This is a genomic window from Pseudonocardia kongjuensis (assembly GCF_039526905.1).
Taxonomy (GTDB): Bacteria; Actinomycetota; Actinomycetes; order Mycobacteriales; family Pseudonocardiaceae; genus Pseudonocardia; species Pseudonocardia kongjuensis.
The window spans coordinates 315,415-333,645 of record NZ_BAAAJK010000001.1 but is presented as its reverse complement, the minus strand read 5'-3'; the positions used below and the strand labels follow the sequence as shown (position 1 = coordinate 333,645).

17 protein-coding genes are annotated in these 18,231 nt (G+C 75.8%); 9 read left to right on the top strand and 8 right to left on the bottom strand.

Annotated elements, in window-relative coordinates:
* The first annotated feature begins 26 nt into the window (after nucleotides 1–26).
* Nucleotides 27–956, top strand: a complete 930-nt coding sequence (gene coaA, locus ABD160_RS01580) for a type I pantothenate kinase (RefSeq protein WP_344018001.1) — start codon at nucleotides 27–29, stop codon at nucleotides 954–956.
* Here coaA and ABD160_RS01575 read toward each other — a convergent pair.
* The gene (locus ABD160_RS01575; RefSeq protein WP_344017725.1) at nucleotides 928–2,013 is read right to left on the bottom strand and encodes a M20/M25/M40 family metallo-hydrolase; all 1,086 of its coding nucleotides are present in this window, start codon (nucleotides 2,011–2,013) and stop codon (nucleotides 928–930) included. The two genes, coaA and ABD160_RS01575, sit on opposite strands and share 29 nt — an antisense overlap.
* Nucleotides 2,014–2,098: 85 nt before the next feature.
* Here ABD160_RS01575 and ABD160_RS01570 point away from each other — a divergent pair, with 85 nt between their 5' ends.
* Nucleotides 2,099–2,569, top strand: coding sequence for a MarR family winged helix-turn-helix transcriptional regulator (locus ABD160_RS01570; RefSeq protein WP_344017724.1), 471 nt, complete (start codon nucleotides 2,099–2,101; stop codon nucleotides 2,567–2,569).
* Between the two features lie 32 nt (nucleotides 2,570–2,601).
* On the opposite strand, the gene ABD160_RS01565 is transcribed toward ABD160_RS01570, so the two are convergent.
* Entirely contained in the window at nucleotides 2,602–3,432 is an 831-nt protein-coding gene (locus ABD160_RS01565; RefSeq protein WP_344017723.1) for a DUF427 domain-containing protein, read from the bottom strand.
* A gap of 219 nt (nucleotides 3,433–3,651) precedes the next feature.
* Between ABD160_RS01565 and ABD160_RS01560 the strand changes: the two genes are divergently transcribed.
* Nucleotides 3,652–4,158, top strand: a complete 507-nt coding sequence (locus tag ABD160_RS01560) for a MarR family winged helix-turn-helix transcriptional regulator (protein WP_344017722.1) — start codon at nucleotides 3,652–3,654, stop codon at nucleotides 4,156–4,158.
* 138 nt (nucleotides 4,159–4,296) lie between these two features.
* Nucleotides 4,297–6,327, top strand: a complete 2,031-nt coding sequence (locus tag ABD160_RS01555) for a serine/threonine-protein kinase (protein ID WP_344017721.1) — start codon at nucleotides 4,297–4,299, stop codon at nucleotides 6,325–6,327.
* 65 nt (nucleotides 6,328–6,392) lie between these two features.
* Here the strand turns inward: ABD160_RS01555 and ABD160_RS01550 are convergent, their stop codons facing one another.
* From ABD160_RS01550 to ABD160_RS01535, 4 genes are all read right to left on the bottom strand, one after another.
* A complete protein-coding gene (locus ABD160_RS01550) occupies nucleotides 6,393–7,016 on the bottom strand; it encodes a TetR/AcrR family transcriptional regulator (protein ID WP_344017720.1) in 624 nt (207 codons plus the stop codon).
* Entirely contained in the window at nucleotides 7,009–8,895 is a 1,887-nt protein-coding gene (locus ABD160_RS01545; protein ID WP_344017719.1) for an MDR family MFS transporter, read from the bottom strand. Before ABD160_RS01545 ends, ABD160_RS01550 begins: the two co-directional genes overlap by 8 nt.
* Before the next feature lie 75 nt (nucleotides 8,896–8,970).
* The gene (locus ABD160_RS01540; RefSeq protein ID WP_344017718.1) at nucleotides 8,971–10,221 is read right to left on the bottom strand and encodes a sensor histidine kinase; all 1,251 of its coding nucleotides are present in this window, start codon (nucleotides 10,219–10,221) and stop codon (nucleotides 8,971–8,973) included.
* Nucleotides 10,218–10,850, bottom strand: a complete 633-nt coding sequence (locus ABD160_RS01535; protein ID WP_344017717.1) for a response regulator transcription factor — start codon at nucleotides 10,848–10,850, stop codon at nucleotides 10,218–10,220. Before ABD160_RS01535 ends, ABD160_RS01540 begins: the two co-directional genes overlap by 4 nt.
* A 134-nt stretch (nucleotides 10,851–10,984) precedes the next feature.
* Between ABD160_RS01535 and ABD160_RS01530 the strand changes: the two genes are divergently transcribed.
* The 3 genes from ABD160_RS01530 to ABD160_RS01520 all read left to right on the top strand — a co-directional run bounded on the left by ABD160_RS01530 (nucleotide 10,985) and on the right by ABD160_RS01520 (nucleotide 14,824).
* On the top strand, nucleotides 10,985–12,016 hold the full coding sequence (locus ABD160_RS01530) for an iron ABC transporter substrate-binding protein (protein ID WP_344017716.1): 1,032 nt from the start codon (nucleotides 10,985–10,987) through the stop codon (nucleotides 12,014–12,016).
* Between the two features lie 185 nt (nucleotides 12,017–12,201).
* A complete protein-coding gene (locus ABD160_RS01525; protein WP_344017715.1) occupies nucleotides 12,202–13,752 on the top strand; it encodes an ABC transporter permease in 1,551 nt (516 codons plus the stop codon).
* 13 nt (nucleotides 13,753–13,765) lie between these two features.
* Nucleotides 13,766–14,824, top strand: a complete 1,059-nt coding sequence (locus ABD160_RS01520) for an ABC transporter ATP-binding protein (protein ID WP_344017713.1) — start codon at nucleotides 13,766–13,768, stop codon at nucleotides 14,822–14,824.
* A 64-nt stretch (nucleotides 14,825–14,888) separates the two neighbouring features.
* Here the strand turns inward: ABD160_RS01520 and ABD160_RS01515 are convergent, their stop codons facing one another.
* Both ABD160_RS01515 and ABD160_RS01510 read right to left on the bottom strand, forming a co-directional pair.
* A complete protein-coding gene (locus ABD160_RS01515; RefSeq protein ID WP_425563563.1) occupies nucleotides 14,889–15,839 on the bottom strand; it encodes an acyl-CoA desaturase in 951 nt (316 codons plus the stop codon).
* On the bottom strand, nucleotides 15,836–16,540 hold the full coding sequence (locus ABD160_RS01510; RefSeq protein WP_344017712.1) for a GntR family transcriptional regulator: 705 nt from the start codon (nucleotides 16,538–16,540) through the stop codon (nucleotides 15,836–15,838). Before ABD160_RS01510 ends, ABD160_RS01515 begins: the two co-directional genes overlap by 4 nt.
* Before the next feature lie 125 nt (nucleotides 16,541–16,665).
* Between ABD160_RS01510 and ABD160_RS01505 the strand changes: the two genes are divergently transcribed.
* Complete coding sequence (locus ABD160_RS01505) at nucleotides 16,666–17,556, top strand: isocitrate lyase/PEP mutase family protein (RefSeq protein ID WP_344017711.1); 891 nt, start codon at nucleotides 16,666–16,668, stop codon at nucleotides 17,554–17,556.
* 182 nt (nucleotides 17,557–17,738) lie between these two features.
* A complete protein-coding gene (locus tag ABD160_RS01500; RefSeq protein ID WP_344017709.1) occupies nucleotides 17,739–18,188 on the top strand; it encodes a DUF2795 domain-containing protein in 450 nt (149 codons plus the stop codon).
* Nucleotides 18,189–18,231 lie beyond the last annotated feature (43 nt).

Genomic DNA, 18,231 nt, shown 5'->3' with positions numbered 1-18,231 from the left:
AGTACCGGGGGCGAAAACCGTCCGGCCTGGCGAAGGGCAGCGCGTCGCCGTTCGTCGACTTCGACCGGCGCTCGTGGTCGCAGCTGGCGTCGTCGACCCGGGTCCCGCTGTCCGCCGAGGAGCTCGACCGGCTGCGCAGCTTCGGCGACTTCGTCGATCTCGACGAGGTCCGCGAGGTCTACCTGCCGCTGTCGCGGCTGCTGAACCTGCACGTCGAGGAGGGCGGCCGGCTCTACCGCGCCTACCGCCGGTTCCTCGGCGCGGCCAGCGCCCGCACGCCGTTCGTGATCGGCATCGCCGGCTCGGTCTCGGTCGGCAAGTCGACCACCGCGCGGCTGCTGCAGCTGCTGCTGGCCCGCTCGCCGGAGCACCCGAACGTCGAGCTGGTCACCACCGACGGCTTCCTGTACCCGAACGCCGAGCTGGAGCGGCGCGGCCTGATGGAGCGCAAGGGCTTCCCGGAGTCCTACGACCGCCGCAAGCTGCTGCGGTTCGTCTCGGAGATCAAGGGCGGCCGGCCCGAGGTGACGGCGCCGGTGTACTCGCACCTGGTCTACGACATCGTGCCGGACGCCCGGCTGGTCGTCCGCAGCCCGGACATCCTGATCATCGAGGGGCTGAACGTGCTGCAGCCCGCGGTGGCCGGTGCGCTGACGGTGTCGGACTTCATCGACTTCTCGGTCTACGTCGACGCCGCCACCGCGGACGTCCGGCGCTGGTACGTGGAGCGGTTCCTGCGGCTGCGGGGGACCGCGTTCCGGGACCCGCAGTCCTACTTCCGGCGGTACGCCGAGCTGGACCACGACGCCGCGGTGGCCCGCGCGGAGACGATCTGGGCGTCGATCAACGCGCCGAACCTGGAGCAGAACATCCTGCCGACCCGGTCGAGGGCCAGCCTGGTGCTGACCAAGGGGCCCGACCACAACGTCACCCGGGTGCGGCTGCGCAAGCTCTGACCAGCGCGTCGGTGCAGGCGGCGATGTTCGCGGCCGAGCAGGTCTCGTCGGTGACGTGCGCCAGCTCCGGGTCGCCGGGCCCGCAGACCAGCACCGCGCAGTCCCGGCCGCCGGTGCCGAGCCGCGACGCCAGCACCGAGGCGTCGGTGAAGTAGGTCGCGAACTCCGCGGCGCCGCCGCGGTGGCCCAGCTCCCGGGCGGCCGGCGCGGCGCGCGGATCGGCCGGGTCGGTGCCGATCGCCGGCAGGTCGATCATCGTGTCGGTCCGGAGGTGCCCGGTGTCCCCGGCGAGCCCGGCGACGACGGCGCGGGCGGCGCCGGCGTCGAACCCGGGGACCAGCCGCAGGTCCAGCTCCAGCTCGGCGTGATCGGGTACCAGGTTCGGCTGGGTGCCCGACCGCAGCACGCCCGGGTTGCAGGTGGCCGGGCCGTGGGTGGGGCTGACCGGCCAGCCGTCGTGGTCGTGCAGCCGGGTCGCGGCGCGGGCCAGCGTGACGAGCGCGTTGCGGCCCAGCTCGGGGCGCGAGCCGTGCGCGGAGACCCCGGCGGCGGTCAGCCGCAGCCACAGCACGCCCTTGTGGCCGTGCAGCACCCGGTTCGACGTCGGTTCGGCGACCAGCAGCAGCGGCGACGGCTCGAGATCGGTGAGGGTGCGCGCGCCGTCGCCACCGGTCTCCTCGCCGAAGGTGAACACCAGCTGCAGCCCGACGTCCGGCCCGCTGCGCAGCGCGGCGACGGTGATCGCGGCGACGCCGCCCTTCATGTCGGTGGACCCGCGCCCGCGCAGCCGCCCGTCGACGACGTCGCCGGCGTGCGGATCGAACGACCAGCCGGCGGGATCGGCCGGGACGGTGTCCAGGTGCCCGGTCAGCGTGGTCGGCGGGCCGGCGCCGCGGCGGGCCACCAGGTTCGCCCGGCCCGGCTCGGGCTCGGTCACCCACACCGCGAAGCCGCCGTCGTCGAGGAGATCGGCGAGCAGGTCGGCGGCGACCCGCTCACCTCCGCCGCGGGTGTCCAGGGCGACCAGCCGTCCGGCGAGATCGACGGGATCGTGCACGCTCTCTCCTCTCGTTCCGTTCACCGACTGTGACACGTGGCGAGGCCGGTGCCGTCGCTCCGTGTCCGGCTGGCAGGATGTCCGGATGGGAGCTGACTCCGGTGGCGGGACCGTGACCGGCGGCGTGGAGACCCGGGACGACGAGCTCGCCGCCCGGTTGCGGCTGGTGGTCGGGCGGCTCAACCGGCGGATCAGGATCGACGGCAGCGAGACGCTGCCGCCGCTGCAGCTGTCCACCCTGGTCACCGTCGAGCAGCACGGGCCGCTGCGGCTCTCCGAGCTGGCCCGGCGCGAGGGCGTCACGGCGCCGACCATGTCCCGGGTGCTGTCCGCGCTCGACGAGCAGGGCATGGTGGAGCGGGCCGCCGATCCGGGCGACGCGCGGGGCGTGCTGATCAGCATCGCCGGCACCGGCCGGGCCTGCCTGCAGGAGGTCCGCAGCCACCGCACCGCGCTGATCGCGCGGCGGCTGGACCGGCTCGACTCCGCCCAGCGCGCGGCGCTGGTCGCGGCGCTGCCCGCGCTGGAGGCGCTGCTCGTGCCGGACGAGGACTGACCCACCGGGTCCGCCGCCCGGCGGCACCGGGATCAGGCCGGCTCGCCGTCGACCGTCACGGTGATCTCCGAGCCGTCGTCCCGGCGGCCGCCGGTGGTGCAGCGCAGTCCGGCGATCCGGGCGGACTCCGGCAGCGGGTCCGGGTAGTGCCAGAACGCGTCCGCCAGCCGGACGCCGGACGGCAGCTCCGCGTGCTCGTAGGCGGCCTCGCCCTTGTACGGGCACCGGGTCCGGGTGTCGGCGGGGGAGAGGTCCACCGTGATGTCCGACGGTGGCAGGTACCAGCGGTTGGGCAGGCCCGTCTCGGAGAGCACCAGCGGGCGGTGCGACTCGGCGAGCACGGTGCGGAGGCCGTCGGCCGCGACGTGCGCGACCACGACGTGCCGCCCGGTCGGCCGGACGTCGACCCGGGTGTAGGGGTCGGTGAGGTGGGCGAAGACCTGCTCGTCCTCGTCGTACCAGGCGTCGGCGGCGTTCCAGTAGAGGGCGGCCAGCCCGCGCAGCCAGTCCGCCGCAGGCACTGGCTCCGGGTAGTGCCAGACGGCGTCGGGGACGGTCCGGTCGCCCACCCGCAGTGAGCGGTAGGCGGCGTCGCCCTTGAACGGGCAGTGCGTCGTGTGCGCGCTCGCCACCAGCGTCGACGCGTCCAGGTCCGCCTCGGGGACGTAGAGCACCGGCAGCAGGTTCGACTCGTGCAGCAGGAACCCGCGCCGGGTGTCGAGCACGGTCCGGCCGGCCAGCTCGGCCCGGACCCGCCGCGGGAACGGGTGCATCAGCAGCTTGTGCGCCGGACCGTCGAGGGCGTAGTTGACCGTCGCCGGCGCGTGCGGCGACAGTGGTCCGTCGGAACGGGTGAGGCCCATCGGCGGTCCTCTCGTCGGGGGTCCCCTCACCGAACCAGAGGTCCGCTGCCGGGGCCACGCGAGAAAACCGAGCAGGTATCGCGATTAGCCCGAACAGCCCAACGCATGCAAGGAACCTTTCGATCCTCTTACATGATTGCGAACCCGAATATTGCGATCCGCAACGTGTGTAGCATTCGAAACATGACGGAACGTCCGATTGGCCCGATTGACGACGACATGACCGTTGGCAGTGTCGCCACGGCCGAGCGCGACGACCTCGACGCCGTCGAGCGCTCCAACCGATCCGAGGACTCGCTGCAGTCGCTGGAGAAGCAGATCACCCTGCTCGTCCGGCGCACCATGGAGTCGGTGTGGGCACACGGTTACGGCTCCAACGAGGCCGTGGACCGCTACACCTACCCGGTCCTGATGCTGCTCGACGACGAGGGCGCGCTCTCCCTCACCGCCCTGACCGGCAAGCTCGGCGTCAGCAAGCCGACCGCCAGCCGCCAGGTGTCCCGGCTCTCCCGGGCCGGCCTGGTGGAGGTCTCCCCGCACGAGCGCGACCCGCGCTCGGTCAGCGTCGAGCTCACCCCGGCCGGGATGGCCGCCCGCGAGCAGGTCCGGGCCGCGCGCCTGGCACCGCTGCGCGACGTGATCGCGCACTGGCCGGACTCCGACCGGGAGTCGCTGGCCGGGCTGCTCGACCGCTTCAACACCGATCTCGACCTGTTCCTGCGCTGATCCGCCCGCCGTTTCCACCGGTCGTACTGCTGCGCGCGGTGCGCGGACCGTCCGCCACCCGTGTGATGCCATAGTGGGGGGTCCGGCCGGTCCGCCGTCCGGAGTCGGCGGAACCGGTGACGAGGGGTAGGTGCGGGCGTGGACGCGCTGGTGGCGCTCGTCGCCGGGGTGCTGAACGGTATCCGGGGTCTCGGCATCCCGGACGTCTGTCCCGGCGACTGGGCGTGGTCGGTCACCGCCCTCGGCGTGCTGGCCGGCCTGCTGCCCACCGCGGGGGCCGCGGTCGTCGCGCTGATCCGCCGCCGGATCGGCTCCGGCTCGTCGTCCGGGTACGGCGTCGCCGAGTCGGTGCTGATCGGCGGGATCGGCGTGCTGGCGGCTGGCCTGCTCCCGCTCGCCGTGTTCGTCGGGGCCGGCGGGGTGTTCGCCCGGGCCACCGCGGGTGACCCGGTGGTGCCCGGGCTGTCCGCCTCGGCCACCGACTCGATCCGGGTGACGACCTGCGAGATCGTCGGCACCCAGAGCAGCTACCTGGGCCGGGGCAGCGTCGCCGGTGCGATCGGCGGCGGCGACGTCGTCACCTCGGTGACGGCCGTCGTGCTGCTCGGGATCGTGCCGCTGCTGGCGGTCATGCTGGTCGCCGTCCAGGCCCGCACCGCGCTGCGCCGCGGGCCGCGCTGGCCCGCCAAGTTCTTCTGGCTGCCGCTGTTCTCGCTGATCGTGCTGACCGCGGCCGTCCCGGCCGGGACCGCCGAGCACCTGTGGGTCGGCATCCTCGGCGGCAGCCTGCTCGGCGTGCTGGTCGTCCCGATGTTCCCGCCCCCGTCCCGGGCCCGGATCGACCGGATCCGGGCCGCCCGGGACGCGCCGCCGGAGCCGCGGGCCGTGCCGACCGGCTCGTCGCGGGCCGGGCGGGGTCCCGGATCGTCGGCGGCGCCGCAGGTCAGCGCCACGCCGAGCGTCGCGGAGCGGCTGGCCGAGCGGTTCTCCCGCCGGGAGCCGCAGGCCCCCGCCGAGGTGCCGGCGCGCTCCGGCGCCCCGTCGGTGGAGCAGGCCGCGCCCTACGTCGGCTTCGGGGCACCGTCCACCGGCGCGCGTCCACCGTCCGGCCGGGCCCCCGGGGCGCTCGCCCCCGGCTCGCCCCCGGCCGGCCGGCCGCGGTCCGCACCGGCGGCGCATCCCCCGTCCGGCCCCGCCGGGCATCCCGCGGCCGGTCCGCTGCGCGGTCCGCGCTCCGGCGGCCCCTACCCGCCGCCGCCGCCCGGCCCGCCCCGCCGGCCGACCCTGGTCGCGCCGGTCCCCGGCGGACCGCCCCGGGCGCCGCGGTTCCGGCTGCTCAAGCGGCTCGGCGCGGGCGGCTTCGGCGGCGTCTGGCTGGCCCACGACGCCAAGCTCGGGCACACCGTGGCCGTCAAGTCGGCGCACGCCGCCGATCCGGAGACCGAGGAACGGATCCGCCGCGAGGCGGCCGCCCTCGGGTCGATGCGCCATCCCTGCTGCGTCGAGATCTACGACCTGCTGCACGCGTCGTCGGATCCCGGCCTGCGCGGGATGGACGGGCTGGTGATCGTGATGCAGTACGTGGACGGGATGTCGCTGGGCCAGCTGGTCGGCGAGCGCGGCACGCTCGACGACATCTCCGCAGCCCGCATCTGGACCGGCATCGCCGGGGCGCTGGACACCGCGCACCGCTCCGGGGTGCTGCACCGCGACATCAAGCCCGGCAACATCGTCGTCGACCCGCAGGGGCACCCGCACCTGATCGACTTCGGGATCGCCCGCAAGCAGGGCGACTCGACGCTGACCCAGACCGGGTACGTGCTCGGCACGCCCGACTACCTCGCCCCGGAGACGGCCGCCGGGAAGCCGGCGTCGCCGTCGTCGGACGGCTGGCAGCTGGCGGCCGCGGTGTCGTTCGCGCTGAGCGGGCAGCCGCCGCGCGGCGAGTCCGGCGACGCCGTCGCCGGGCTCCGGGCGGCCGCCGCCGGCGCCAAGCTGACCCACCTGCCCAGCCGCACCGCCCACCTGTCGCTGCTCAAGCAGGCGCTGCGGACCGAGCCGCACCGGCGGCCGGAGCTGAGCACGGTCCGGTCGAAGCTGGACGGGTGGCTGCAGCGGCAGGGGTACCGCTCGGACGGGCCGGTCACCGCGGTGTTCGACCGGCGCTGAGGGCGGTCCCGCTCAGCCGGTGCCGGCCCGCGCCCGGGCCGGCAGGACCGCCGTGGCCGGCCGGATCAGGCCGGTGCCCCGGTCACGGCGCGCAGCCCGGTGTCGAAGTGCGACATGACCTCGTCGACGAGCTCGGGGAGGTCCGGGTCCCGCGGGTCGGCGCCGTGGTCGCCGAGCCAGTGCTGCACGGCCACCCGCAGCCCGGTCACCGCCGCCGCGGCGACCAGCACCGGGTACAGATCGCGGGCCGGATCGGCCCCGGTGCGGGCGACGACGGCCTCGGCCAGCGCCTGCTCCTGGGCCACGTACGCGGCGAGCTGGTGGGCCAGCAGCGTGGGGTGCCCGCGCAGCACCCGCATCCGCAGCACCCGCTGCCGGTGCTCCGGATCGGCGACGACGGCGCGCAGGGCGTGCCGCAGCGACTCGGGGACCGGCTCGTCGGCCGGGCGGGCGGTGAACGCCTCGACCAGCACGTCGGTCGAGGCGGCGTTGCCCGCGACGACCGCCTCCTCCTTCGAGGTGAAGTAGTTGAAGAAGGTGCGCGGGGCGACGTCGGCGGCGTCGGCGATCTGCTCGACCGTGACGTGCTCCAGGCCGCGTTCGCTGCACAGGCGCAGCGCCGCCGACGCGATCGCCGTCCGGGTGGCGGCCTTCTTGCGCTCCCGGCGACCGGGGACGGCGTCAGCCACGGTCGGCCCCCACGTTCTCCCGGGCCGGCGGATCGATCACGGACACGATCTCCGGCCGTTCCCGGCCGTCGCCGGGCTCGATGTCGACGTCGAGGCGCAGCCCCTCCTGCGGCACCGTCACCCGGTGCGCGGCCGGCCTGCCCTCCCACCGGTAGACGGTGGACACCGTGCCGGTGGCCACGCAGAGCCGGTAGCGGCCGTCGGCGTCGGCGCGGGTGCTGCCGAGCTCGGCGCCGTGCCGGTCGAGCACGGTCAGCACGGCGCCGCCGGCCGGGGCGCCGTCGGCCCGGACCACGCCGTGCAGCACCGGGCCCGGCGCGTCGCCGTGGGTCGGCTCGGCGGGCAGGTCGAGGGTGTCGCGCAGCGGCACCTCGCGCAGGGCGAGGATCGCCAGCAGCGCCAGGAAGGCCAGCGGCGCGGCCACCAGGAAGATCATCGCGGTGGCGTGGCCGTAGGACTCCATCACGATCGCGCGCACCGGCTCCGGCAGCTCGGCCAGGTTCGGGACCTGCCCGCCGCTCACCGGCCCGGCCCCGTCGGCGAGACCGGCGTCGGCCAGGCCGGCGGCGGTCCGGCTGCCGACCACCGACGCCAGCAGCGCGCCCAGCCCGGCGACGCCTGCCGAGCCGCCGAGCGACCGGAAGAAGGTCACCGTGGAGCTGGCCGAGCCCATGTGCCGCAGCGCCACCGTGTTCTGCACGGCGAGGACGAGGTTCTGCTGGGTGGCGCCGACGCCGAGGCCGACCAGCGCCATCGTGAGCGCCACCTGCCAGTACGGCACCGTCGAGGAGATCACCGCGCCGCCGAGCGCCAGGCCCGCCGTCAGCAGCACGCCGCCGCCGACCAGGTAGCGCTTCCAGGCGCCGTAGCGGGTGATCAGCTGCCCGGCGACGGTCGAGGCGAGGAACATGCCGCCGATCATCGGCAGGGTCAGGAACCCGGCCTCGGTGGCGGTCGCGCCGCGCGCCAGCTGGAAGTACTGGGACAGGAAGATCGTGGAGCCGAACATCGCGACGCCGACGAACAGGCTCGCGACGGTCGCCAGGACCACGGTGCGCTCCCGGAACAGGAACGGCGGCACCACCGGCTCCTTCGCCCGCCGCTCGACGACGACGGTCAGCGCCAGCAGCACGATCCCGCCCGCGATCAGCCCGATCGAGATCGGCGAGGTCCAGGCGAACTGCTTGCCGGCCAGCGACATCCACAGCAGCAGCGCGGAGACGCCTGCCGCGATGAGCAGCGCGCCGAGGTAGTCGATGGAGACGTCGTCGCGCTTCTCGGTGGGGACGTTCAGCGTGCGCTGCAGCACGACCATCGCGATCGCGGCGAGCGGGACGCCGACGAAGAAGCACCAGCGCCAGCCCAGCGGCGAGTCGACGATGACCCCGCCCAGCAGCGGGCCGCCGACGACCGCCAGCGACATGATCGCCGAGAGGTAGCCCATGTACCGGCCGCGCTCGCGCGGGGTGATGATCGCCGCGATGACCACCTGGGTCAGCGCCTGCAGGCCGCCCATCCCGAGCCCCTGCAGCACCCGGAAACCGATCAGCTGGGACGTCGAGACCGCCAGCCCGCACAGCAGCGAGCCGATCAGGAAGATCCCGATCGCCGCCTGGACCAGCAGCTTCTTGGAGTAGAGGTCGGCCAGCTTGCCCCAGATCGGGGTGGACGCCGTCATCGCCAGCAGGGCCGCCGAGACCACCCAGGTGTACTCGGCCTGGGTGCCGCCGAGATCGCCGAGGATCCGGGGGAGCGCGTTCGAGACGATCGTGCTGGACAGCACGCCGACGAACAGGGCCATGAGCAGGCCGGTCAGCGGGAGCACCACGGTCCGGCGGTGGGTGGCCGCCTCCTCCGGGGAGCGGGTAGTTGACGTCACACAACGATCCTACGCGAGAATCGTGCAGTGAGTGCAAGTTTGCCGACCGTGCTTCCGCGCACACCGGGCCGGTGCTCAGGCCGCGGGCAGCTCCACCACGACCGTGCTGCCCGCCCCGGGCGAGCTGCGCACGGTGACCCGGCCGCCCGCGTCCTCGGCCGCCCGGCGGACCAGCGGGAGGCCGACGTGGCCCGGTGCGGGATGCGCGTCGGGATCGAATCCGGTGCCGTCGTCGGACACGGTGAGCCGGGCCCGCCCGCCCGACACGGCCAGCTGCACGGTGATCCGGTCCGCCGCGGCGTGCGTCCGCGCGTTGCGCAGCAGCTCGCCCGCCATCCGGTGCAGCAGCACCGCGGTCCGGTCGCCCAGCCCGTCGGTGGCGCCGGTCTCGACCGCGGCGACCGGCTCGCCGGCCGTCGCGAGCGCCCGCAGCGCGGCGGGCAGCCCGGCCGCGTCGATCTCGTCGGGCAGCAGCTCGTCGAGCACCGAGCGGATCCGGGTCATCCCGTCGCCGACGCTCTCCCGCGCCCGGGACAGCAGCTCCGGGCGGGCCGGGGCGAGATCCAGCATCATCCCGGCCGAGGCGAGGCCGGGCAGGACGTCGTCGTGCAGCCGGCGGGCCAGGTCGCGGCGGGCCAGCTCGCCCGCGGCCAGCCCGTAGAGCGCCGCGTCCCGGCGCTCGGCCCGCTCCCGGTCCCGGCGGCGGGCCAGCGCGACCGACATCGGCAGCACGGCCAGCGCCACCGCCAGCAGGCCGGCGATCACCGGCGGCACCAGCAGGCCGAGCGCCCGGATGGTGGCCCCGGTGACGTCGACCGGGACGTAGACCTCCAGCCGGGCCGGCCGGCCGGCCGCGTCGGTGAAGCCGAGGAACACCTCGCGCTGGCTCGGGCCCTGCTCGTAGCGGTGCTCGTCGTCGGCCGGGACGGCGAGCACGACGGCCGCGCCGCCGTCCAGCCGGGCGGCGAGATCGGGATCGAACCGCCGGGTCAGGCCCTCGACCTTCGGCTCGTCGGAGAACACCACCCGCGCCGACGGCCCCTCGACCAGCCACACCTTGACCCGGCTGACCATCCCGACGGTGCGGAACGGGGCGACGTCCTCCAGCAGCCGCTTGCGCGCCTCCGGTCCGGCGGCGGCCAGGTCGCGGTCCGCCAGCGGCACGACGACGGCCGCCGCGACCCGGTGCGAGACCTGCTCGGCCCGCCGTTCCGCCTCGTCGTGCGCGAGCCACCACACGCCGGCCACGACCAGCGCGCAGACCAGCAGGACCGCGGCCAGCGTGGCGAGCGCGTGCCGGAGCAGGGTCCGGCGGACGACGGTCACGGCAGTCCGGGCGGCCGGGCCGGGGCCGCCGGTTCGCCCTCCGGGTCGAACGCGACCAGGCCCACCCGCTCGGCCTCCACCACGGCCTCCAGCTGGGACCGGGCGCCGAGCTTGCCGAGCAGGGCGCGGACGTGGTCGCGCACGGTGTGCAGCGAGAGCCCGAGCTGGCCGGCGATCCGGGTGACGTCCCGGCCGTGCGCGAGCCCGGCCAGCACGTCCGCCTCGCGCGGGGTGAGGTGCGGCGCGTCCGCGGCGGGCGCGGCCGGTGCGGTGCCGCCGGCCGCGACCGTGCGCACCGCGGCGAGGATCCCGGCCAGCGGGGTGTCCTTGCCGAGGAACCCGGCGGCCCCGGCGATCTCGGCCTCCCGGGCGGGCGCGGCCCGCGGATGCGCGGTCAGCACCAGTGCCCTGGCACCCGCCTCGTGCACGTCGGGGAGCAGGGTGAGGCCGCCACCGGGCAGCCGGACGTCGAGCAGCACGACGTCGACCGCGCCGCCCGCGAGCAGCGGGCGGGCGTCGGCGACCGAGTGCGCCACACCGGCGACGGACAGGTCGGGCTCGGCGGACAGGCCCAGCGCCAGCAGATCGGTGAACGAACGGTGGTCGTCCACCAGGAGTACCCGCACCATGCCTGAGCACCCCCTCAATTCTCGGGAGATCCGGGGAACCTGGCCAGAGGTTAGCCTGCCCTCGCCCTGAACGGGAGTGATCGGACACTCCCGGCTTTCCGGGCTGGTACGACCGAACTTCGGAGGACCCTCACGTGACCCGATCGACGAGACGCGGCGTGCTTGCCGGCGCGTTCCTCACCGTCTCCCTGCTGGTCGCCGCCTGTGGCGGCGGCACCCCGGCCGAGCCGGCACCGGAGGAGGACGGCCCGCGCAGCCTGACGCTCTACTCCGGGCGCGACGAGGAGCTCATCGGACCGCTGATCCAGCAGTTCCAGGAGCAGTCCGGCATCACCGTCGACACCCGGTACGGCTCGACCACCGAGATGGCCGCGCAGCTCGGCGAGGAGGGCGCGAACACCCCGGCGCAGGTCTTCCTCTCCCAGGAGTCCGGTGCGCTCGGTGCGCTCGCCGAGGGCGGCGCGTTCGCCCCGCTGCCCGACGACGTGACCGGTGCCGTCCCAGCCGAGTACACCTCGACCGACGGTTCCTGGGTCGGCCTGACCGGCCGGGCACGGGTGATCGCGTACAACACCCGGGTCCCCGAGGCCGAGGTCCCGGCCGACGTCAAGGAGCTCACCGGGCCGGAGTGGAGCGGCCGGGTCGGGATCGCGCCGACCAACGCGTCGTTCCAGGCGTTCGTCACCGCCATGCGGCTGATCGACGGCGAGGACGCCACCCGTCAGTGGCTGACCGACATCCGGGACAACGACCCGCAGATCTTCCCGCGGAACACTGCCATCCTGGAGGCCGTGGACAGCGGAGCGGTGGACGTGGGCCTGATCAACCACTACTACGTGGCGGCGGCCGAGACCCCGCCGGCGAACACGGCGCTGAAGTTCGGTGCGCCGGGTACCGCGAGCGCACTGGTCAACGTGACCGGCGCCGCGATCCTCGCCGGTGCGGCCGAGTCGACCGAGGCCCAGGAGCTCGTGGCGTTCCTGGTCTCGCAGCCGGCCCAGGAGTACTTCGCGACCGAGACCGGTGAGTACCCGCTGATCGAGGGTGTCGCCGGACCGGCGGACATGCCCGCGCTCGCCGAGCTGGGTGCGCCGGACGTCGACCTGGCCGACCTGAAGGACCTCGACGCGACCACCCAGCTGCTCACCGAGGTCGGTCTGCTCTGACCGTGCTCCACCGCACTGAAGGCATTCACGGCACTGCAGGCAGTGCCGGCACCGCGGGCGCCGGCCGTTCCGGGACTCCGGGACGGCCGGCGCCCCGGCCCGCGGGCCCGCCGGAACCCTCCGTTCCGGCGGGCCCGTCCGCGCGTTCCCGGCCGCCCCGGCTGCTGGTCGCCGCGGCACTGGTGGTGGCGGGACTGGCGGCGTTGCCGCTGGTCTGGCTGCTGGTCCGGGTCGCGGAGGCCGATCCGGACCGGGTGCTGGCGCTGCTCGCCCGGTCCCGGACCGTCACCCTCGCGGTCAACTCGGCGCTGCTGGTGGCGCTGGTGTCCGCCGGCTGCCTGGTACTGGGTCTGGTGACGGCGACGCTGCTGGCCCGGGTCCGGCTGCCCCGGCCGGGCCTGTGGTGGGTGCTGGCCGCGCTGCCGCTGGCGGTGCCGTCCTACCTGCTCGCGTTCGCGGTGCTCGCCGTCCGGCCGGAGTCGCGGGGCCTGGTCCCGCTGGTCGCGGTACTGGTGCTGGCCTGCACGCCGTACGTGACGCTGCCCGCGGCGGCCGCGCTGCGCGCCGCCGACACCGGCCCGGAGGACGCCGCCCGCACCCTGGGCCGCGGCCCGGTCGCCGCGTTCTGCCGGGTGACGTTGCCGCAGGCGCTGCCCGCCGCACTCGCCGGGACCCTGCTCGCGGCGCTGTACACGCTGTCCGACTTCGGCGCGCCCGCGCTGCTGCGCTACGAGTCGTTCACCTGGGCGGTGCAGGCCGCCTACGAGGGCACGATCGACCGCACCGGGGCCGCGGTGACGGCGCTGGTGCTGGCCGCGCTGACCCTGCTGCTGGTGGTGGCCGAGCGGACCGCCCGGCGCCGCTGGACCCGGGCCGGTGCGACGACCGCGGTGCACCGGATCCCGCCCGCCCGGCTCGGCCGGGGCGGCACCGCGCTGGCCGTCACCGGGCTCGGGACGGTCGCGGCGGTCACCCTGCTCGGGCCGCCGGTGGTGCTCGTCGGCCGGATCGTCGCCGCGGGCGGGGTGTCGGTGGACTGGGCCCGGCTGGCGTCGGCGGCCTGGTCGACGCTGCTGCTGGCCGGCGCGGCGGCGTTGCTCGCGGTGCTGATGGCGCTGCCGGTCGGCATGCTGGCCGCCCGGTACCGGGGCCGGCTGGTGGCCGGCGTCGAGTCGACCGCCTATCTCGGCCAGGGGCTGCCCGGCGTGGTCGTCGGGCTGTCGCTGGTGTTCTTCTCGCTGGCCGTGGTGCCCGGGCTCTACCAGACCGCCGCGGTGCTGGTGTTCGGCTACGCCGTGCTCTACCTGCCGAAGGCGGTGGGGGCGACCCGGGCGTCCGTCGAACGGGTCCCGGTGGAGGCCGAGGAGGTGGCCAGGACGCTCGGCCGGTCCGGGCCGGCGACCTGGTGGGCGGTGACGGCCCGGCAGGCCTGGCCCGGGGTGGCGGCCGGCGGTCTGCTGGTGATGGTGACCGCCATGAAGGAGCTCCCGGCGACGCTGATGCTGCGCCCGACCGGGACGGACACGCTCGCCACCCAGCTGTGGGCGCAGACGTCGCTGGGCGCCTACGGCGCCGCGGCCCCGGCCGCGCTGGCCCTGTTGCTGCTGGCCTGCGTGCCGGCGGCGCTGCTGGTGCGGGCGGGCACGGAGCGGCCGGACCGGCCCGGCGGGCCCGGGCGCCGGCGCCCGGCGGACGCCGACGCCGGCCGGGGATCGATGACGACGGGGGACCGATGACGACGGGGGACCGATGACTCTGACGGTGCGCGGGATCGTCGCGGGCTACGGGGGCGATCCCGTGCTGCACGGCGTCGACCTCGACGTGCGGGCCGGCGAGCTGGTGTCGGTGCTGGGGGCCAGCGGCAGCGGGAAGACGACCCTGCTGCGGGTGGCCGCCGGTCTGCACCGGCCGGACGCCGGACGGGTGCTGGTCGGCGGCGCGGACGTCACCGACGTGTCGCCGGAGCGCCGCCGGGTCGGGCTGGTGCCGCAGGAGGGCGCGCTGTTCGCGCACCTCGACGTGCGGGGCAACGTCGGGTTCGGGCTGGTGCCCACCGGGCTGGCCCGGCTGCGTCCGGACCGGGCCGCCCGCGCCGCCGCCCGGGACCGGGTCGCCGAGCTGCTGGACCTGGTGGGGCTCGCCGGCAAGGCGGACCGGATGCCGCACCAGCTCTCCGGCGGCGAGCGCCGCCGGGTCGCGCTGGCCCGCGCGCTGGCGCCGCGGCCGGAGGTGGTGCTGCTCGACGAGCCGTTCTCGGCGCTGGACGCCGGCCTGCGCGAGCAGGTGCGCGGGGACGCCGTCGCCGCGCTGCGGATCGCCGGCTCCACCGCCGTCCTGATCACCCACGACCGGCGGGAGGCGCTGTCGGTGAGCGACCGGGTCGCCGTCCTGCACGACGGGCGGCTCGAGCAGACCGCCGCGCCGCGCGAGCTCTACGCGACCCCGGCGACCGCCCGGGTCGCGGGCTTCGTCGGCGACGCGGCGCTGCTGCCCGGGACCGCCACCGGCGACCGGGTCAGCACCGCGCTCGGGTCGGCGCCGCTGCGGCCCGGCTGCCCGGCCGGTGAGGTGCTCGCCGTGCTGCGGCCCGAGCAGCTGCGGCTCACCGCGCAGACCGGCCCCGGCGCGGCGGGCGCGCTCGCCGCGGTGGAGCAGGTCGAGTTCCTCGGCGAGGCGCTGCTGGTGACCGCGCGCCCGGAGGGCGGTCCGGCGGTCCGGGTGCGGGCCGCGGCGGGGGAGGGCTGGCGGGCCGGGGACGTCTGCCGGGTGCACACCGACGGGCCGGTGCACGTGGTGCCGGTCCGCTGATCTCCGGCGCGCTGATCTCGGGCGCGCCGATCCGGTGCCCCGGCGGCCGGGGCACCGGTCCGGTTCACGCCGCGGGCGCCTGCTCCGGGCGGTCGGCGGCCAGCCTCGCCAGTCGCTTCTCGGTCGGCCAGCGCACGTCGTGCGCCCAGCCGAGCAGCTCGAAGAGCCGGATGACGCCCGCCGAGATGTCGATCTCCCACCGACCGACGCCGTGCCGGGCCGAGGTCGGGTCGGCGTGGTGCAGGTTGTGCCAGGACTCGCCCATGCTCGGAATCGCCAGGAACCAGACGTTGGTGGACCGGTCCCGGGCCCGCCACGGCCGCTCGCCGACCAGGTGGCAGATCGAGTTCGTCGACCACGCCACGTGGTGCGACACGGCGATCCGGACCAGACCGGCCCAGAAGAACGCGGTGAGCGCGCCCCACCAGCTGGCCGTCACGATCCCGCCGATCAGCGCGGGCACCAGCAGCGACGCGACGGTCAGCGCGGAGAACGCGCGGTGCACCCGGTCGATGTCGCGGTCGTCGAGCAGATCGGGGGTGAACCGGCGCTGGTCGGTGAGCGAGCGGTCGAAGATCCAGCCCATGTGGGCGTGCCAGAACCCGCGGACGAGCGCCGCCGGCGAGGTGCCGTAGCGCCACGGCGAGTGCGGGTCGCCCTCGGCGTCGGCGTGCGCGTGGTGCCTGCGGTGGTCGGCGACCCAGTGCCGCACCGGGCCCTGCACGGCCAGGCTGCCGGCCACCGCCAGCGCGATCCGCAGCGGCCGGTTCGCCTTGAACGAGCCGTGCGTGAAGTACCGGTGGAACCCGACGGTCACGCCGAGCATCGACACCACGTACATCCCGATCGCGAGACCGGCGTCCAGCCAGGTGAGGCCCCAGCCCCAGGCCAGCGGCACGGCGGCGACGAGCGCGATCGCCGGGACGATCGCGAAGGCGTAGACGAACAGGTGCGGGACGGGATGGCGGAGCCGGTCGGAGAGATCACGGGGAGCCGCTGGCCGGGTTTCGGTCACGAACGGTCATCGTTCCGGTTCACACCACTCGGGGCAGTGGGGAGAACCCCCCGAGCCGCGGTCATCACGGCGCGGGCGTTCGCGAGATGGCACACCATCACCGCGGCCGCCCAGCCGCCGTCACCGGCCCGCAGCGCGGCGACGATCTCCACGTGGTGGGCGAGGCTGCGGGCCAGCGACGCGTCGTCGTAGCTGTGGAAGGTCCGCAGCACGACCGGTGCGTGCACGACGCCGGCCAGCGCGGCGGTGAGCGTCGGTGCGCCGGCGATCTCCAGCAGCCGGGCGTGGAAGAGCCGGTTGCGCTCCACCAGCCGGTCGAGGTCCCGGCCCGGGCCGGGCGAGCCGATCGCGAGCATGTCCCGGGCGAGCGCGTCGAGCTCGTCGAGATCGGCGGCGCTCGCCCGGGCCGCGGCCCGCTCGGTGGCGCGCGGCTCCAGGGCGCGGCGGACGTCGAACACGTCCTCCAGGTCGGCCTCGGTGAACCGGGTGACCCGGGCGCCGCGGTGTGCGTGCAGCTCGACCAGACCCTCGGCGGCCAGCCGGGACAGCGCCTCGCGCACCGGGGTGCGGGACAGCCCGAGCCGCTCGGCGAGCTCGACCTCGCCGAGATGCGCCCCACCCGGCAGGTCGCCGGACAGGATCGCCTCGCGCAGCGTCGCCTGGGCCCGCTCGGACGCCCGGCGGGGTGCGCCCTCGGTCATCGTGCACCTCCCGTTGTATGCAACCGGGGAGTGTGTCAGGTCACCGACGCGGGACCAAGGGGTGTTCATGCCCGCCTTCCCCAGGCAGGCTGGGGGCAGTTGTACACAACGAGGGAAGGATTGCCGTGGGGGATCTGCTCAGCAAGCCCGGCGACCGGCGGGCCCGCCTGCGCGCCCTGCTCGACTCCGGCGAGCCGGTGCTCGCCCCCGGTGCCTACGACGCGCTGTCCGCCCGGCTGGTCGAGCAGGCCGGGTTCGACGCGGCGTACATGACCGGCTTCGGCTCGACCGCCGGCCTGCTCGGCCGCCCCGACGTCGGCCTGCTCGGCGGCGCCGAGATGGCCGCGCACGCCGCCCGGCTGGCCGACGCCGTCGACCTGCCGTTGATCGCGGACGCCGACACCGGCTACGGCAACCCGGTCAACGTGATCCGCACCGTGCGCGACTACGAGCGGGCCGGGGTCGCCGCGCTGCACCTGGAGGACCAGGTGATGCCCAAGCGGTGCGGGCACATGGCGGGCAAGCAGGTCGTCCCGGCCGGCGAGATGGCGGCGAAGATCAGGGCCGCGGTCGACGCCCGCAGCGACCCGGACCTGCTGGTCATCGCCCGCACCGACGCCGCGGCGGTGGACGGCCTGGACGCCGCGATCGACCGGGCGAGGCGCTTCGCCGACGCCGGCGCCGATCTCCTCTTCGTCGAGGCGCCCACCTCGGAGGCGCACATCGAGCAGGTCGCCACCGCGCTGCAGGGGCACAAGCTGGTGTTCAACTGGGCGGAGGGCGGACGCACCCCGCCGCTGTCCCGGGACCGGCTCGCCGAGCTCGGCTTCGCGCTGGTGCTGTTCCCGATCGGCACCCTGCTGGCGGCCACCGCGGCGATGGGCGAGTTCCTGCGGGTGCTGCGCACCGACGGCACGCCCGCCGCGATGCTCGACCGGCTCGGCGGCGTCGACCCGTTCGCCGAGCTCGTCGGGCTCGGCGAGATCCGGGAGCTGGAGCAGCGCTACCGGGACTGAACGGCAGCCACCACGAGTGGCGCGGCCGTGTGTCCTGACCCACACTCGATCGTGCGTGTCCCGCTGACCTGCGGCCGTCACCCGAGGCGGCCGGGCGGCGGTGTTCCCAGGCGGTGAATCGTGCAACCCGAGCCCAGCTCCCCGGCCGGTGTCCGGCGGCGGACCGCGTGCGGGCGTCCGGCGTGACCCGGCCCGTCCCGCGGCCCGGCCGTCCGGACCGGCCGGTCCCCGCCGCACCCCCGGTACGTCCCGCCCGGCCCGGGCTGGTCGCCGTGCCGCCCGTCCCCGAGCCCGTCGCCCGCCCGGCGGCCGAGCGGCCGGAGGCGGAGCGCCTGCGGCAGAACCTCGCCCGGGTGCTGGCCGGACTGCGCTGGCCCGCGTTCCGCTGGCAGGTGCTGGCCGAGGCGGAGGCGTGGGGGGTGAGCGGGGTGACCCGCGGGCAGCTGCAGCCGCTGCCCGACGGCCGCTATCCGTCGCTCGACGCGGTCCTGGAGATGCTCGCCGCGGTCGCCCGGGGCGGGCTCCGCAGCGCTCCCGGGCCGTCCGCGCCGCCGCCCGCCGTGCGGCCGGGATTCCGCCCGCACCTCGCGCACCCGCTGCGGCGGGCTCCGGGCCGGTCGCCGTCGGGCTGACCGGTGCGGCTCGCCCGCGCAGGATCGGCGGCCCGGCCTGATG

Bases quoted from the DNA above. Each gene is read 5' to 3' on its own strand.
- ABD160_RS01570 (WP_344017724.1), top strand. From the start codon at position 2,099: ATGGGAGCTGACTCCGGTGGCGGGACCGTGACCGGCGGCGTGGAGACC.
- ABD160_RS01565 (WP_344017723.1), bottom strand. From the start codon at position 3,432: ATGGGCCTCACCCGTTCCGACGGACCACTGTCGCCGCACGCGCCGGCG.
- ABD160_RS01560 (WP_344017722.1), top strand. From the start codon at position 3,652: ATGACCGTTGGCAGTGTCGCCACGGCCGAGCGCGACGACCTCGACGCC.
- ABD160_RS01535 (WP_344017717.1), bottom strand. From the start codon at position 10,850: ATGGTGCGGGTACTCCTGGTGGACGACCACCGTTCGTTCACCGATCTG.
- ABD160_RS01520 (WP_344017713.1), top strand. From the start codon at position 13,766: ATGACTCTGACGGTGCGCGGGATCGTCGCGGGCTACGGGGGCGATCCC.
- ABD160_RS01510 (WP_344017712.1), bottom strand. From the start codon at position 16,540: ATGACCGAGGGCGCACCCCGCCGGGCGTCCGAGCGGGCCCAGGCGACG.